Below are 16,546 nucleotides of genomic sequence, written 5' to 3' on the forward strand. Positions count from 1 at the left end.
TCGTCTGTTTAATAGAGAGCATATCCCGCCACACCGGCCAGAACAATCACCAGTATGGGGTGTAGCCGGGTGTAGTGCACCAGCACGAACGAGACGACCGCGATGGCGATACTCAGCGTGTAGTCGGGGAAATTCTCCTTGTTCATAAGCAGCAGGGCTGCCGAGGCAATCAACCCCACGACTACGGGATGTAAACCGGCAAATATGCTTTTGATAATAGGATTTTCTTTGTGCTTGAGGATAAAGTGACTGATCATCAGTACCAGAATGAACGAGGGCAGACACACGGCAAAGGTGGCTACCAGCGAGCCCCACACGCTGTTGCCCGTGGCTACATAGCCTACATAGGTGGCACTGTTGATACCGATGGGGCCGGGGGTCATTTGCGAAATGGCCACGATGTCGGTGAACTCGGTAGGGGTGAGCCACGGTTGGCTTTCGCCATAGTGGATGACCTCGACCGCTTCGTGCTGAATGAGGGAGAGCATGGCGTATCCGCCGCCGAATCCGAACAGGCCAATCTTCAAATAGGCCCAGAACAAGTTAAGATAGACAATCCACATGGCTTATTTCTTTTTCTCGTTATACCGCTTTTTGATGCGACTGATGATGTGATTGTAATAAATGACGCCGCCGATACCACCCAGCAGGACGAACCAGATAGGAGAGATGCCTCCCATCCAGATACCCAGGGCTACGACGATAGGGATGATTACGTTTTTGAGGTTGATGCGGGCTGTCTTGGCGGTCGAGAGTACGGGCGACACGATGAGTGCGACTACGGCCGGTCGTATACCCTTGAAGATGCTTTCGATTACCGGGTTGTCGTAGACCTGTACGAACCAGATGGCGATGGCCAGGATAATCAGGAACGAGGGTAGTATCGTGCCCAGCGTAGCGGTCAGGCTGCCCTTCAGGCCCCGTAACCGGTTGCCCACCAGAATCGAGATGTTTACGGCCAGGATACCCGGCAGCGATTGGGCGATGGCCAGAGCGTCGATGAAGTCTTCGCGCTTGATCCACTGCTGCTTGTCTACAACCTCCCGTTCGATAATGGGTATCATGGCCCAGCCGCCTCCGAAGGTAAAGGCTCCTATCTTCAGGAACGACGTAAATAGTTTCAGATATATACCTGCTTTCATAGGCTTTTGCTCTGTTCGATATAAGTACAAAACAGGGGCAGGCTATGGGTCACAATCGCCTGGCCCCTCTTTTTTAGGCGCTGCAAAGGTACGAAATAATATGGTACACGCGATAAAAAGCTACTCTTCCGTGATGGAAAACTTGGTAACTCTCTCTCGCCGTGGACTCTCTTCTCAGAGATAGGACGATAGAATTTGCTCCAGCTCGTACAGGGGAAGCGCCCCCGACTGCCGCCAGGCAATCTGCCCGTTTTTCCAAAGGATGAGTGTGGGTACCGATTGAATCTGGTAGGCCATGGCCATCGGCTGGTTTTTGTCGATGTCGATTTTAAGGACAATGAGTCTGTCGCCCATCTTGTGTTTCAACTCTTCGAGTACCGGCTTCATCATTTTGCAGGGGCCGCACCATTCGGCAAAGAAGTCGACCAATACCGGCGTGTTGCCGGCAATAATTTCCTGAAATTTTCCCATTGCAATAAGTATTAAACAATCGATATATAATCGTGCAAGTAACGGCTGTGCGAGTCGTTTGGTTCGTTGTACTAAAAGATGTTGTTGTCGTGACAGTCGACCAACCAACGTCCTTCGCGATTGACCAGAACGAGACTGATGCGCCGTATGATTTTATGCTTGTTCGAAAAGAATAGTTTCCCATCGATAAAGAGGGTGTCTTGTGTCGCATTCATCTCCGAACGCGATACGGTGAAATGAGTGGGTTCGCTCTTCAATTCGTCGCTTTGGCTTCCCACCAGAGTCTCGAACAGGTGTACGGTCTCGACCGATTCGGGTGTGACCAGTTTGCGGGCTTCGTCGAAATTGGCGTTGGTGAGGTTCTCGACAAACGAGATGGCAATCACCTCGGGTCCCACCGGATGCGGGACAGGCGGCGCCGTGAGAAACAGCAGCGGAAAACCGACGGCCAGTGCGGTGAGGGTAAGGAATATGATGCGAACGCGTGTCTTGGCTTTCATTGCGGGTTTGAATTTGATGGTACATGAAGCAAAAGGGGGGAAGTCGTCGGTCGGGTGACCCGTCTGTCGGTACCCTTTTGCCGAAAGTATCCCCCTTCTTTTGTAAAACGATGTCTGCAGCCGACGGCAAAAGTCTGACGAGCCTGTGATGCTTTGCCTTGGCCGCTTTATCTTTTCTACAAAGATAACTATTTTTTGAAAGGCTTATGAGCTATTTGCCGGGAGTATTGCAATTTTTAGTTTATCTTTGCACATAACGAAGGTTGACAGCCGTTCGGCAAGGTTTGAAGTGAGCCGTTTGGGTATGTAGAAGAGGCCCGGTTGTCGCTCGCCGCGAGTTCCTGATTATATCCGGGTTGTGGGGACAGGCAGTTTTTACCCGGGAGAATTTAATGAAAAGAAGAGTATGAAAGATTCGTTGATAGTCGTTTCGGGCGGCATGGACAGCATCACACTGCTGCACGAGTATGCCGACCGCATAGCGTTGGGGGTATCGTTCGATTACGGGGCCAATCACAATGCCAGAGAGATACCGTTTGCCCGGCTCCATTGCGAGCAGTTGGGTATCAAGCACATTGTCATACCGCTCGCCTTTATGAAGGAGTATTTCAAAAGTTCGTTGCTGAGCGGGGGCGAGGCGATACCCGAGGGCCATTATGCCGACGAGAACATGAAGAGCACCGTCGTGCCGTTCCGCAACGGCATCATGCTGTCGATAGCCTGCGGCATAGCCGAGAGCAACGGGCTCAAGCGGGTACTCATCGCCAATCACGGTGGTGACCATGCCATCTATCCCGACTGCCGCTCCTCCTTCATCCGGGCCATGAACGAAGCCATGCGCGAGGGAACCTACGAGCATATCGAGATATTGGCACCCTATACCGAGATTACCAAAACCGACATCGCCCGCCGGGGCAAGCAGTTGCACGTCGACTATGCCGCGACCTGGTCGTGCTACAAGGGCGGCGAGAAGCATTGCGGCAAGTGTGGTACCTGTGTCGAGCGCAAAGAGGCCCTGCGCGATGCCGGAATCGACGACCCTACCGAATACGAAGAATAACAAAAGAACAGAGCATCGATATGTATTACGTTGCAAAGACTATGGAGATTGCGGGAGCGCACGCATTGACGCTCTCATACGAAAGCAAGTGCGAGCAGTTGCACGGCCACAACTGGATTGTTACCGTCTATTGCAAGGCCCGGGAGCTCAATGCCGACGGTATGGTGTGCGACTTCAAGCACATCAAGGACAAGATTCACGGCTATCTCGACCACGGTAACCTCAACGAGTTGTTGCCCTTCAACCCCACGGCCGAGAACATAGCCCGCTGGATAACCGAGCAGATACCCGAATGTTATAAGACCAAGGTACAGGAGAGCGGCGGAAACATTGCCGTCTATCGGGTAGACGACTGTGCCGATGACGATTTTGCCCTATGAGAGTCAACGAAATTTTCTATTCCCTGCAGGGCGAGGGTCGGTTCACCGGCACGGCGGCCATCTTTATCCGGTTGTCGGGGTGTAACCTGCGTTGCAGTTTTTGCGATACCCGCCACGACGATTATACTCTTTATACCGAAAACGATATTGTGGCAGCCATTGCTTCGTATCCGGCCCGGCATGTGGTGATTACCGGCGGTGAGCCTACCTTGCAACTTACTCGCCTGCTGGTCGATAAACTGCATGAGGCGGGGAAATTCGTACAAATCGAGACCAATGGCTCGATAGCTTTGGAGCCCGATGTGGTCGCCGCAATCGACTGGATTACCTGTTCGCCCAAGGCTCTGCCCGTGAAAATCGGGCGGGTCGATGAACTCAAGGTGGTTTATGAGGGGCAGGATATGGCTCCCTACGAGGCGATGGCCTGCTCGTACGGTGCCTGTCGCAGTTTGCAGCCCTGCGATACCGGCGATGCAGACCGCAATGCCTCTCTGCTCGATGGAGCAGTGGCCTATATCAAGGAGCATCCCGAGTGGCGACTTTCGCTCCAGACACACAAACTCATCCATATTCCGTGAAGAACAATCTCTGCCGAGTCAGGAGGGTGGGAGAGTACCGGGCATGGCCATGGGCCCGGAGAAAAGCTTTTCATATAAGCTGTTTAGATAGAGCCGTTTGACCGAGAAGCTCTATCGGTGTTGTGAGGAAACTAAGTTCCTTCAAGATTTGGTGTATAAAATTTTGTTAAATATTAACAATCGGAATAATTTTAAGTAAAAGCCGCCCAAAATTTTTGCAAGAAAAAAAGATAACATTAACTTTACACAATCAATCAATAATTCAGTTAACCTTAAAAAGAAGAATATGGATATGACTCTTTCAGGCTTGAATCCGACACATTTTCAAGGAGTTGTCGATGGAAAGAAAACAGCCCTCTATGTATTGGTGAACAAGAACGGATGCGAACTGGCCTTGACGAATTACGGGGCTCGTATCGTTTCGCTTATGGTTCCCGACAAAACGGGGAAAATGACAGATGTAGTTACCGGTCACAACAATATACAGGAATACCTCTCTTCGGAAGAACCTTATTTTGGTGCTACGTGCGGCCGATATGCCAATCGTATTGCCAAAGGTAAGTTTACAATCGACGGTGTGCTGTACGACAAGCTGGCCATCAACAACGGCCCCAACACGCTGCACGGCGGTATCAAGGGCTTTAACTTCCAGGTATGGGATGCCCGCCAGATCGATGGCCAGACCATCGAGTTCTCGCGCTTGTCGCCCGACGGCGAAGAGGGATTCCCCGGCAACCTGCGGGTAAAGGTCACCTTCAAACTCACCGACGAAAACGCCGTGGATATTACCTATCTGGCCGAGACCGACAAGGCTACGATTCTCAACCTGACCAACCACTCTTACTTCAACCTTTCGGGAGCGGGCGATCCCTATATCGGCGACCATCTGCTGTGCATCGATGCCGATTACTATCTGCCTACCGACGATACAGCCATTCCCTATGGCGAGAAATCGTCCGTAGAGGGAACCCCGATGGATTTCAGAAAACTCTACGAGGTGGGGAGCCGCATCGACGAGCCTTTCATTCAGCTCATCTACGGCAAGGGCTATGACCACACCTACGTACTGAACAAGAAACACCCGGGCGAGTTTGCCTTCTGTGCCGAGTGCATATCGCCCAAGACGGGCATCGTGCTCGATGTGTATACGACCGAACCCGGCGTGCAGCTCTATACCGGTAACTGGATGACGGGCAATTTCATTGGCAAGAACGGCCAGCGCTATCCCATGCGGGCCGCTCTCTGTCTCGAGACCCAACACTTCCCCGACAGTCCCAACCATGAGAACTATCCGTCGGTCATTTTACGTCCGCACGAGAAATTCGAAAGTCACACCCAGTTCAAGTTTTCGATTCAAAAATAATCAGTTATATAAATTACAATCATTTTAATTTAGTATTATGGATATAGAATTTGTAAGAAGTCGTTTTATCAAACACTTCGATGGCTCTACGGGGTCGGTATATGCTTCTCCCGGACGTATTAACCTGATTGGCGAGCACACCGATTACAACGGTGGATTCGTATTTCCCGGCGCAATCGACAAAGGCATGGTAGCTGAGCTCAAAATAAACGGAACCAACAAAGTGCGGGCTTACTCGATAGATTTGAAAGATTATGTAGAGTTCGGTTTGAACGAGGAGGATGCTCCCCGGGCAAGCTGGGCACGCTATATCTTTGGTGTATGCCGCGAGATTATCAAACGCGGCGGAAAGATTGCCGGCTTCAACACGGCATTTGCCGGCGATGTGCCTCTGGGTGCCGGCATGTCTTCGTCGGCCGCTTTGGAGAGCACCTATGCCTATGCCTTGAACGATATGTTCGACTGTGGTATCGACAAGTTCGAGTTGGCCAAGATTGGGCAGGCTACCGAGCACAACTATTGCGGAGTAAACTGTGGCATCATGGACCAGTTTGCCTCGGTATTCGGTAAAGCCGGCCACCTTATCCGTCTCGACTGCCGTTCGCTTGAGTATCAATATTTCCCCTTCAATCCCGAGGGCTACCGTCTGGTATTGCTCGACTCGGTAGTGAAACACGAGTTGGCTTCGTCGGCCTACAACGACCGTCGTAAATCGTGCGAGAATGTAGTGGCTGCCATCCAGAAGAGACACCCCCACGTAGAGTTCCTGCGCGATGCCAACATGGATATGCTCAACGAGGTGAAGGGTGAGATTACGGCCGAGGATTACATGCGTGCCGAGTATGTAATCGGTGAGGTTCAACGGGTACTCGACGTGTGCGACGCCCTCGAGTGCGGCGACTACGAGACCGTGGGCAAGAAGATGTACGAGACTCACTATGGCATGAGCAAACTCTATGAGGTGAGCTGTGAAGAACTCGACTTCTTGAACGAAATAGCCAAAGAATGTGGCGTGACCGGTTCGCGCGTGATGGGTGGCGGCTTCGGCGGTTGCACCATCAATCTGGTGAAAAACGAACTCTACGATCACTTTATCGAAACGGCCAAAGCCCGCTATAAAGAGACCTATGGCCGTATGCCCAAGGTATACGACGTTGTCATCTCCGACGGAGCCCGCAAGCTCTGCTAAGTGGTAGAAGAGATAACTCGATAGAAAAAATCCCCGGCGTGTCATGCACACCGGGGATTTTCTTTATACTATATTGGTCTCGGCCTGTGTTTAATAGGCTTGTGTGCTCCAGCCTCCGCCCAATACCTTGTAGAGATTGACCATGGCCAGATATTCGTCGCGTATGGCATTGCTCAGCCCGATTTGAGCGTCGAAGAAGTTACGATGAGCATCCAGTACGTCGATGTAGCGGATTACCCCGTTGAGGTATTGCAGTTGAGCCAGGTCGACATATTTTTGGGCCGCTTCGTAGAGGTTGAGTTGCAACTCCGAAGTGCGCCGCTTCTTCTGGTAGGTGATGACGGCATCGTTGACCTCGCGAAAGACCTCGAGCACCTTCTGCTCATAGGCATAGCGCTTTTCGTCGTATGCCGCCAGGGCAGCCTTGTATTGCGCCTTCTTCTTCCCGAAGGTAAAGAGCGGGGCTACCAGATTGCCTGCCACGTAGGAGAAGGGCGATTGGAAGTAGCCTCTCAGTTCGTCGTTCTCGAAACCACCCACCAGATTGATGGTCAGCCTGGGAAAACGGTCGGCATAGGCAATGCCTACCGAAGCCATGGCCGATTTGAGCTGCTGTTCGGCCTGTCGTACGTCGGGGCGTCGTTGCAGCAGAGTAGAGGGGAGACCTATGGGAATCTCTTCGGGAAGCGAGGCGTTGAGGTCAAATTTTTTCCGTTCTATCTTTGAAGGATATTCTCCCGACAGAACGGCTATTTGATTCTCTTTCAAGGCTATTTTCTGTTCCAGATTCGGGATGAGGGCCGATGCGTTGGCCAATTCCACCTGAGCTTGTTGGTAGGCTGTCTCGGAAGTGAGACCACCCTCGAACCGCAGGCGGGCCTGGTTGACGCTCTCCTCGCGGGTCTCGACCGTCTGCAACACAATTTCGAGCTCTTGGTCCAGTGCAACCAGTTCGAAGTAGGCGGTGGCCGTTTCGGCAATCAGAGTCATCTGCATGGCCCGTGCAGCTTCGACCGAATTGAGGTATTCGGCTGCTCCTTTTTTCTTGCTCCAGCGCAGGCTGCCCCACAGGTCTACTTCCCAGCTCAGCGAGGCTTTCAGGCTGAGTTCGGGTTCGATGCTGGTCTTTTCGCCGTAGTAGGCATTGGTCTCGCGGTCGGCAAATACCTGGCCTCCGATCGAGGGCCACAGCGACGCCTTGCTCACGCGGTACAACTCCTCCATTTGTCGGATATGCGCTTCGGCTGCCCGCATGTTGCGGTTGTTGTTCAGCGTTTTGTCGATGAGTTTGCTCAGGGTCGAGTCGGAGTATAACTCCCACCAGGCCATATCGGCCAGCGTGAGGGTATCGTTTTCCCCCGCGATGATTTCGTCCGGCAGATTGAGCTCGGGCGCCTGGCAGCGCTTCTGTATGGAACAGCCGTTCAAGAGCAACGCGGCCAGCAGTATGAATAGAACTATTTTTGTCTCTTTCATCGTTTCATCAGTTTAAATTTCAGCTTGTATACCCATACAAAGAGCAGGGGAACAAAGATAATACCTATCGTGATGGCCACGATCATACCGAAAAATACGCCGGTACCGATGCCTTGGCGGCTGGCCGAACCCGGACCGCTGGCAAAGACAAGCGGCAGCATGCCGAGGATGAAGGCCAACGAGGTCATCACAATGGGGCGGAACCGCAGGTGTGCGGCCTTGATTACCGCATTGACTACGTTGTTGCCTTTCTCCACCTCCTCTTTGGCAAATTCGACGATAAGGATGGCGTTCTTGGCCACCAAACCGATGAGCATGACCAAACCGATTTGGAAGTAGATGTTGTTTTCGAGCCCGCATATCCAGTTGCCCAGATAGGCTCCCACACCGGCAATCGGCAGGGACAGAATCACGGCTACCGGGATAGACCAACTCTCGTACTGGGCTGCCAGGAACAGGAAGACGAAGAGTAGGGCCAGTGCCAGCACATAGCCGGTTTGTCCGCTTACATGCTTCTCCTGATAGGAGAGGCCGCTCCATTCCACACCGATGTTGGAGGGGAGGTGCTTCTTGGCAATATCCTCGAGGATGGTCATCACCTGGCCCGAGCTGTAGCCCGGAGCCGCTTCGCCCGATATGGTAGTCGAGGTGAACATGTTGAACCGTCGTATCGTACCCGGGCCGGTCGTGTACGAAGTAGTGCCGAGGGCCGTGATGGGTATCATGGCGTTGTTGCTGCCCTTGACGAAGAATAGGCCCAGATTCTCCTTGTGAGCCCGGTAGGGGGCTTCGGCCTGGATGTAAACCCGATAGATGCGGTTGAACATGTTGAAGTCGTTGACATAAATCGACCCCGTAAAGGTTTTGAGAGTCGAGAATATATCGGAGATTTTCACGCCCAACATCTGAGCCTTGTCGCGGTCGACATCGAAATAGAGCTGGGGAATATCGTTCTGAATCGATGAGGAGAGGCCGCTGATTTCCTTACGTTGCGAAGCGTAGTAGAGCAGGGTGTCGGCCGCTCGTTGCAGGTCTTCGTAAGAAGCGTCGCCACGGGCTTCGAGTACCATCTCGAAACCTCCCGAACTACCCAGACCCGGGATAACGGGCGGCGTGCTCAGGTAGGCTTTGCTTTCGGGATATGTATTCAGCTCTTCACGAATCTCTTCCATGATTTCGCGCAGGTTCGACGACTTGCGCTCTTCCCACGGTTTGAGAATAACGGTCAACTGGCTGCGTGACTGGTTGGTACCTACACGAGGGCTCGAGCCGGTTACGTTGAGCACATAGTCTACATCCTTGCGTGACATCAAATAGTTCATGGCCCGGTCGGTTATTGTCCGGGTACGCTCGAGGGTAGCCCCTTCGGGTAACTCCAATTCTACGGTGAAGTATCCCTGGTCTTCCTGCGGCATGAAACTTTGCGGTACTACCTTGTTGAGCAGCCAGATGGCAATCAGGGAGAGCCCGAAGGCTACCAGCACCCGGCGCGGATTTTTCAGGCCCTTGCGAATGAGTCGCTCGTAAAGCCGGTTCCCGAGTCCCAGCCACAGATTGATATAGCGGAATACCTTGTTTTTCTTTTTACCCGAGGCCGGACGGAGCAGCAGGGCACACATGGCCGGACTCAGCGTGAGGGCGACCACGGTCGAGATGAGCACCGATACGGCAATGGTGATGGTAAATTGGCGATAGAGCTGACCCGTGATTCCGGCCAGAAAGCTCACAGGCACAAACACGGCGCACAATACCAGCGAGGTGGCAATAATGGCACTGCCCAGTCCCCGCATTGCCTTTTTGGTGGCGGTATAGGGGTCGAGGTGCTCTTCATTCATGATACGCTCGACATTCTCGACTACCACAATGGCGTCGTCGACCACGATACCGATAGCCAGAATGAGACCCAACAGAGTCATCATGTTGAGCGAAAACCCGAATGCCAGCATGATACCGAAGGTACCGATCAGCGAGATAGGTACGGCAATCACGGGGATAAGGGTAGCCCGCCAGTTCTGCAGGGAGAGGAATACCACCAGAATAACCAGAACAAGAGCCTCGAACAAGGTGTGATACACCTCGCTGATCGATTGCGAGATGTAGGAGGTCATATCGAACGGAATCTCGTAGGAAATGCCTTCGGGGAAGTTGCGGCTGATAGCCTCCATCTCTTTCTTCACCGATTTGGCTACCTCCATGGCGTTGGCTCCCGGCAACATGTTGATGTTCAGCACGGCAGCATTACCGCCGTTGATACCGCTCTCGGTGTTGTACGACTGGGCTTCGAGCGAGATGCGGGCCACGTCGCGCAAGCGGGTCAGCGACCCGTCGGGGTTGGCCCGAATCACAATCTCTTCAAACTCGGCTACCGACGACAATCGCCCTTGTGCGATGATAGGGGTGGTCACGTCGATGTTTTCGATGGGTTGTTGACCCAGCACACCGGCAGCCGATTCCCGGTTCTGGTCTTTCAGGGCCTTTTGCAGGTCTTCGACCGTGAGTCCGAGGTTGGCCAGTCGGTCGGGTTGAACCCATATCTGCATGGCGTAGTAGCGACTGCCGACATTCGACACGCTACCTACGCCCTTGACACGTCGCAGCACATCTACTACGTTGAGTGTCGCGTAGTTACTCAGATAAATCTCGTCGAATTTCGGGTCGTTCGACAGCAGCGTAACGGTCATCAGCTTGCTCGAAGCCTGCTTCTCTACCGAGATGCCGTTTTGTACCACCTCGGCCGGCAGACGGGCTTCGGCCTGCTTGACCCGGTTTTGTATTTCTACGGCCGCCAGGTCGGGGTCGGTCGATATGTCGAAGGTGATGGTTGCCGAAAAACTACCCGAGTTGCTGTTGGTCGACTCCATGTAGAGCATACCGGGGGTACCGTTCAACTCCTGCTCGATAGGTGTGGCTACGGCTTGGGTAACGGTTTGGGCACTCGCTCCCGGATAGGAGGCCGAGACCTTGACTACCGGGGGAACAATCTGGGGATATTGGTCTATGGGGAGGAGGATAAGGCCCAATACACCCACAATTACGATCACGATTGAAATGACAATCGAGAATATGGGCCTGTCAATAAAGAAGTCCGATTTCATAATGCACTAATTTTTGGGACTTTCTTCTTTTTTGGACTCTTCTCGATAAATGGCCGGTATCACCTTGTCGCCGTGGGTAAGTTTGTGGTATCCCTCTACAACGATGTTTTCGTTGGGGACAAGGCCACGCTCTATGATTACGTTGTTACCCACTTCGGGACCGAGTTCGACCATCCGGCGTTCGGCTACGCTGTCGGTTCTTACGACAAAGATGTAGGCGCCGCCCTTTTCGATAATGATTGCCTTGGTAGGTACTACGACCGCTTTTTCCCGTACATCGAGCAGAAGTCGCACTTTGGTAAACTGTCCCGGCAGCAGGATGTGCTCGGGGTTAGGCATCTCGGCACGAACCGAGAAGGTACCGGTTTGCGGGTCGACCTGCGGGTCGGCAAAGTCGACGATACCCCGTTGCGGGTAGGCCGAGTTGTCGGGCAGGGTGATGGTGATATAGGGTTCCCACGTGCGGGTTGTATCTTTCTGTCCCAGATTCACGTTGCGGGCTTTACTTTTCAGGTAGTCTAGCCCCGTCATGCTGAAGTCTACGCGCACCGTGTCGCTCTTGACCACCGTAGCCAGCAGCGACTGTCCACCCGGGCTCACGAGGGTACCTATGTCGACATTACGTTCCGATATGTAACCCGAGATGGGCGAGCTTACGGTTGTATACCCCAATGCTGTTTCGGCTTGGGTGAGGTCGGCTTCGCTCATCTCCACCTCGGCCTTGGCGCTCTCGTACGAAGCGATGGCGTTGTCGAGGTCGAGTTGACTGGCAGCATTCTGCTGGTAGAGGGGGCGTATACGCTCCAGGTCACGCTCGGCTTTCAGGGCCAGAGCCTTGTTCTTGTTCAACTGAGCTTTGGCTTTGTTGGCTCGGGCCTGGTACAGTTTAGGGTCGATAATGAAAAGTGGCTGACCCTTTTTTACATAGGTGCCTTCGTCGAAAAGCATTTTCTCGAGGAAGCCCTCGACCCGGGCCCGTATTTCGACAAACTGCTGGGCTCTGATGCGACCCACATATTCGCCATAAATCTCTACATCGTCGGTCTTCACGGGCTCTACTTCTACAATCGGCAGGTTGGGAGCCGGAGGTGCCGGTCGCAAGAACCAGTATAAGCCACCGCATATCAGAAGCAGGGCTATACCTATATATATCCACGAGCGTAACGAAATGCGGCGAAGTTGCTCTCGTAGCAGCAAAATGTAACCACCGATTCTTCGGGCCGTGCGCCGAATATTCTCAAAAGAAAGTTTTCTCATAAAATTTAATTCGTTGTTTTTTAGTGTCGAAACACAGTAATCCTAATTTAATGAAGAATGGAATGGTTTGCAAAAATACACTTTTTCCCTTTTATATGCGTTATTCTATTGCAATATTTAGAAAAAGAATCGCGAAAAATGGAGTTTTTTTTGTTTTATTCCAACTTAAATCGGATATTTGCAGCGGCTAAAGTTTGATAAAGGCCCTTTTTTTGTAAAAAAATCAATTTACAAAAAAGAACATATTTTATTTTACTTAAAAAAGATGCTTCTGTTGAGTGATTAAATTACTGAATATAAATGAATTTAAATTTTAACAAATTGACTCTTCGTACCATGATTACACAAAATAGAAAAAAAATATTTTTTTTTACTAGGGGAAAATCGGGAAATGGAGTTATTTAATATATCGTGAGAAAAAATAGCAAACTATATATAATGTATAATATGCCAGAAGAACGAACCATGAAAAAAACATTTCTTTTTTTGCAGGGAAATCAAAAAAATATTTATATATTGCAAGCGTTTTCTATTTGGAACGTGTAAAATTTGTTGTATGGGTTTTTACAAGTGATAGCTTTTCTTGAATAAAAATAGCATAATGATAATATATAAAGCCTATGGAGATTAAGTAATAGTTTTTTTTATGAGAGAGGTAAATTTTTTTTAGTATTCGAATACCTATAAATGCACGTATGTATAGAAGAAATCTAAAAGCAATTATTGTAGCTTTTGTACTGGTTTCAGGTTTTGGAATCGGTACCGCTGCGCATGCCAGTGCAGCCCCGGCTGTGGCGTCGAGTACGACACAAGCCCAGAGTGTAAATCAGAATGTAGCCGCAGGTACGAAAGTGGTTACGGGTACGGTTACCGACCCCTCGGGCGAGACTCTTATCGGTCTTACCGTAAAGGTTGTGGGCACCAATGTAGTCGTAGCAACCGATATCGACGGTAACTATTCGATTAAAGTTCCCGCGGGGAGCAACGAGTTGGAGTTCTCGTATATCGGTTATGAGACCATCAAGAGAGCTATCAACGGACAGAGCAAGATTGATGTAGTGATGGACAGCAACGACAAGTTGCTCGACGAGGTGGTGGTAACCGCCATGGGTATTACCCGTAAGGAGTCGTCGCTGACCTATGCTACTCAAGAGATCAAAGGCGATGAGCTGATGAAAGTACAGGATGCCAACTTTGTAAACTCATTGCAAGGTAAGGCTGCCGGTGTAACGATTACACAGAGTGCCGGTGGTGCCGGTGGTACTTCCAAGATTCTGTTGCGTGGTAACAAGTCGGTTATGGGTAACAACAGCCCGCTGATTGTGGTCGACGGTATTCCTATGACCAACCAGATTGGTGGTGCCGCTTCGGCATGGAGCAGCGATGGTAACTCTCTTACCTATTCGAGCACGGCCGAAGGTGGCGACGCTCTTTCGTTGGTGAACCCCGACGACATCGAGAGCATCAACATCCTGAAAGGTGCCAACGCCGCCGCCCTGTACGGTAGTGCTGCTGCCAACGGTGTGCTGATGATTACCACCAAGCGCGGTAAAGAGGGTAGCATCTCGGTGAGCGTGAACTCCAATGTGACGTTCGAGTCGCCGCTGGTTCTCCCCCAAATTCAAAACACCTATGGTGCCGATGTCAACGTGGCTGCCAATCAGCTCTCTACCACGAGCTGGGGTAAGAAGGTGTCGGATATGACGGCCGACGAGCTCGCCTACTCGGGCGCTCATCTGCGTAATTATACCCAAAACGATATCGCCGACTTCTTCGAGACGGGTGCTACCTACAACAACTCGGTTTCGATAAGCGGTGGTACCGAGAAGGTTCGTTCCTATTTCTCGTATGCCAACTCCTATTCCGACGGTATGGTGCCCAACAACTCGTATCAACGTAACACCTTCTCGTTCCGTCAGAACTACTCGCTGTTCAAAAAGAAACTGAACATCGACCTGTCGTTGAACTATGTACACGCTACGACCAAAAATCGTCCCGGTGGTGGTACGGTGATGAACCCCTTGTACGACCTGTATCGCATGCCGCGTAACATCGACATGGATTACTATCGCAAGAACTACATGGGCCAAGGCACCTGGACCTCGAATATCTATGGTTACTACAACGAACAGAGACAATGGATTGCCAACGGTACTGCTCAACTGTCGGGTCCCATGCAACAGTGGGCCTACTTCTCGCCGGGTAACAACAACCCCTACTGGATTACCGGCATGAACCGGAGCGAGAATACCGAAGAGCGTGCCTACGGATACATTTCGGCCAGCTACGAAATTATCCCCGGCTTGAAAGCTCAAGGTCGTTTGAATATCGACCGCGCCAAATACAAAGGCTTCACCAACCGCTACGCCACCACTTGGAACGTAGCCACGATGGAAGACTATGGTATGTATGGTCAAGACCTCCTGTGGAGCAACGACATCTATGTAGATGCCATGTTGAGCTATAACAAAGAGATCAAAGACTTCTCGATTTCGGCATCGGCCGGTTGGGTAGGGCACACGGTGAAAGGCGAAACCCAAAAGATGTGGAACCGCGCTACCTACTTCTCCTACACCTCGATGAACGAACTGCCTACCCGCATCAACTTCTTCGAACCCACCGCTTCGTGGGGTGCCGGTAACGTGAGCACCTACAGCCTCTCGTCCAACTGGGACAAGGGTCTCTTCTTCACCGGTCAAATCGGTTATAAAGACTATGTATATTTGGAGGGTAGCTACCGTCAAGACTGGTACCGCGCTTTCAAACAGTTCGAATATCGTGGTACTCCCGATAACTACGGTTACTTCTCGGTAGGTGCCAACACCTTGATGCACAAATACATCACCATGCCCGAGTTCATCACTCACCTGAAGCTGCGCGCATCGTATAGTGAGGTAGGTAACTCGATTCCCAACGAGGTATTCAGCATGGGTTCCGAGAACCTGGCTACCGGTGCCATCGCATCGTCGACCTACGGCTACTTCGACAACCCGCTGCCCGAAACTTCCAAATCGTTCGAGGCCGGTTTCGATGTATCGCTCTTCGAGAGTGCCCTCAACTGGGATTTGACCTACTATCACACGCAACTTTGCAACAGCTACTTCCTGCAGACGACTACGGGTGGTAAGATGAAACCTGTAAATACCGGTTTGATCCGCAACCAAGGTATCGAGACCACGCTCTCTTACTCGCTCAACTTCTCGAAAGACTGGATGTGGAGAACCTCGGTTAACTTCTCGTACAACGACAACAAGATTGTAAAAACCTTCAAGGACGACCAAGGCAACCCTGCCAAACTCGAGCAGAAGATTGCCGGTGGTAATATCTTGGTTCGTTATGACGAAGGTGGTTCGTATGGCGACATGTACGCCCTCGACTTCCGTCGCAATGCCGACGGCAGCATCTGGTTGAGCTCCGAAGGTACTCCTCAGGTAAGTACGACCGACTTTGTTTATCTGGGCAACATGAACTCCGATTTCCAACTGGGTTGGGGCAACACCTTTACCTGGAAAGACCTTTCGCTCTACTTCCTGATCAACGGCCGCATCGGTGGTAAAGTCATTTCGCTCACCGAGGCTTACCTCGACTATCAAGGCGTTTCGAAACGTGTAGGCGACGCTCGCGACTATGCTGCCGCTCACAATCTGGTATGGACTTCGCCCGACGGATCGGTAACGAAACCGGGTATGATTATGCCCGACGGCAATGTGGCTCCTATCCAGGAATATTACCAGACCGTAGGTGGTAACTACATGGGTTCGCAATATGTATACGATGCTACCAACTTCCGTCTGGCCGAGCTCTCGCTGGGTTACACCTTCCGCAACCTCTTTGGTGGCGTTATCCGCAACCTGTCGCTCTCGGTTATCGGTCGTAACCTCTTCTTCATCTACAAGAACGCTCCGATTGATCCCGATATCGCCCTTTCGACCAAAAACGGTTTGGGTGCATTCGATATCTTCAATATGCCGGCAACCCGTTCGATCGGTGTGAATTTGAAAATTGATTTTTAAGTAAGTAGCCAATAATTAAGAT

At 51.5% G+C, this 16,546-nt stretch carries 13 protein-coding genes; 6 read left to right on the forward strand and 7 right to left on the reverse strand.

Annotation, left to right across the window (positions count from 1 at the left end; all coding sequences use genetic code 11):
• Positions 1–8 precede the first annotated feature (8 nt).
• The 4 genes from ABGT88_RS07705 to ABGT88_RS07720 form a co-directional block, all read right to left on the reverse strand.
• A complete protein-coding gene (locus ABGT88_RS07705) occupies positions 9–557 on the reverse strand; it encodes a chromate transporter (protein WP_346702844.1) in 549 nt (182 codons plus the stop codon).
• 9 nt (positions 558–566) lie between these two features.
• Positions 567–1,142 (reverse strand): chromate transporter, encoded by a 576-nt coding sequence (locus tag ABGT88_RS07710; protein WP_087407507.1) that lies wholly within the window; start codon positions 1,140–1,142, stop codon positions 567–569.
• Between the two features lie 174 nt (positions 1,143–1,316).
• Positions 1,317–1,613, reverse strand: a complete 297-nt coding sequence (gene trxA, locus ABGT88_RS07715; RefSeq protein ID WP_258327222.1) for a thioredoxin — start codon at positions 1,611–1,613, stop codon at positions 1,317–1,319.
• A 71-nt stretch (positions 1,614–1,684) separates the two neighbouring features.
• Entirely contained in the window at positions 1,685–2,113 is a 429-nt protein-coding gene (locus ABGT88_RS07720; protein ID WP_258327221.1) for a hypothetical protein, read from the reverse strand.
• A gap of 406 nt (positions 2,114–2,519) precedes the next feature.
• Between ABGT88_RS07720 and queC the strand changes: the two genes are divergently transcribed.
• From queC to galK, 5 genes are all read left to right on the forward strand, one after another.
• The gene (gene queC / locus ABGT88_RS07725; protein ID WP_346701356.1) at positions 2,520–3,173 is read left to right on the forward strand and encodes a 7-cyano-7-deazaguanine synthase QueC; all 654 of its coding nucleotides are present in this window, start codon (positions 2,520–2,522) and stop codon (positions 3,171–3,173) included.
• A gap of 20 nt (positions 3,174–3,193) precedes the next feature.
• A complete protein-coding gene (locus ABGT88_RS07730) occupies positions 3,194–3,553 on the forward strand; it encodes a 6-carboxytetrahydropterin synthase (RefSeq protein ID WP_087407503.1) in 360 nt (119 codons plus the stop codon).
• Positions 3,550–4,131, forward strand: a complete 582-nt coding sequence (locus ABGT88_RS07735; protein WP_087407502.1) for a radical SAM protein — start codon at positions 3,550–3,552, stop codon at positions 4,129–4,131. The genes ABGT88_RS07730 and ABGT88_RS07735 overlap by 4 nt, the downstream gene beginning before the upstream one ends.
• Before the next feature lie 286 nt (positions 4,132–4,417).
• Positions 4,418–5,494, forward strand: coding sequence for an aldose epimerase family protein (locus ABGT88_RS07740; protein WP_087407501.1), 1,077 nt, complete (start codon positions 4,418–4,420; stop codon positions 5,492–5,494).
• Between the two features lie 37 nt (positions 5,495–5,531).
• Positions 5,532–6,683: a galactokinase gene (gene galK, locus ABGT88_RS07745; RefSeq protein ID WP_087407500.1), complete on the forward strand. Its 1,152-nt coding sequence runs from the start codon at positions 5,532–5,534 to the stop codon at positions 6,681–6,683.
• Between the two features lie 90 nt (positions 6,684–6,773).
• On the opposite strand, the gene ABGT88_RS07750 is transcribed toward galK, so the two are convergent.
• From ABGT88_RS07750 to ABGT88_RS07760, 3 genes are read right to left on the reverse strand one after another with little or no spacing between them, the layout of a single operon-like run.
• Complete coding sequence (locus ABGT88_RS07750; RefSeq protein WP_258327889.1) at positions 6,774–8,159, reverse strand: efflux transporter outer membrane subunit; 1,386 nt, start codon at positions 8,157–8,159, stop codon at positions 6,774–6,776.
• Positions 8,156–11,254, reverse strand: a complete 3,099-nt coding sequence (locus tag ABGT88_RS07755) for a multidrug efflux RND transporter permease subunit (RefSeq protein ID WP_346701360.1) — start codon at positions 11,252–11,254, stop codon at positions 8,156–8,158. Before ABGT88_RS07755 ends, ABGT88_RS07750 begins: the two co-directional genes overlap by 4 nt.
• Before the next feature lie 6 nt (positions 11,255–11,260).
• Positions 11,261–12,511, reverse strand: a complete 1,251-nt coding sequence (locus tag ABGT88_RS07760) for an efflux RND transporter periplasmic adaptor subunit (protein WP_346701362.1) — start codon at positions 12,509–12,511, stop codon at positions 11,261–11,263.
• 695 nt (positions 12,512–13,206) lie between these two features.
• Between ABGT88_RS07760 and ABGT88_RS07765 the strand changes: the two genes are divergently transcribed.
• Entirely contained in the window at positions 13,207–16,524 is a 3,318-nt protein-coding gene (locus tag ABGT88_RS07765) for a SusC/RagA family TonB-linked outer membrane protein (RefSeq protein WP_346701364.1), read from the forward strand.
• Positions 16,525–16,546 lie beyond the last annotated feature (22 nt).

The organism is Barnesiella sp. An22, assembly GCF_963931395.1.
Classification (GTDB): Bacteria; Bacteroidota; Bacteroidia; order Bacteroidales; family Barnesiellaceae; genus Barnesiella; species Barnesiella merdigallinarum.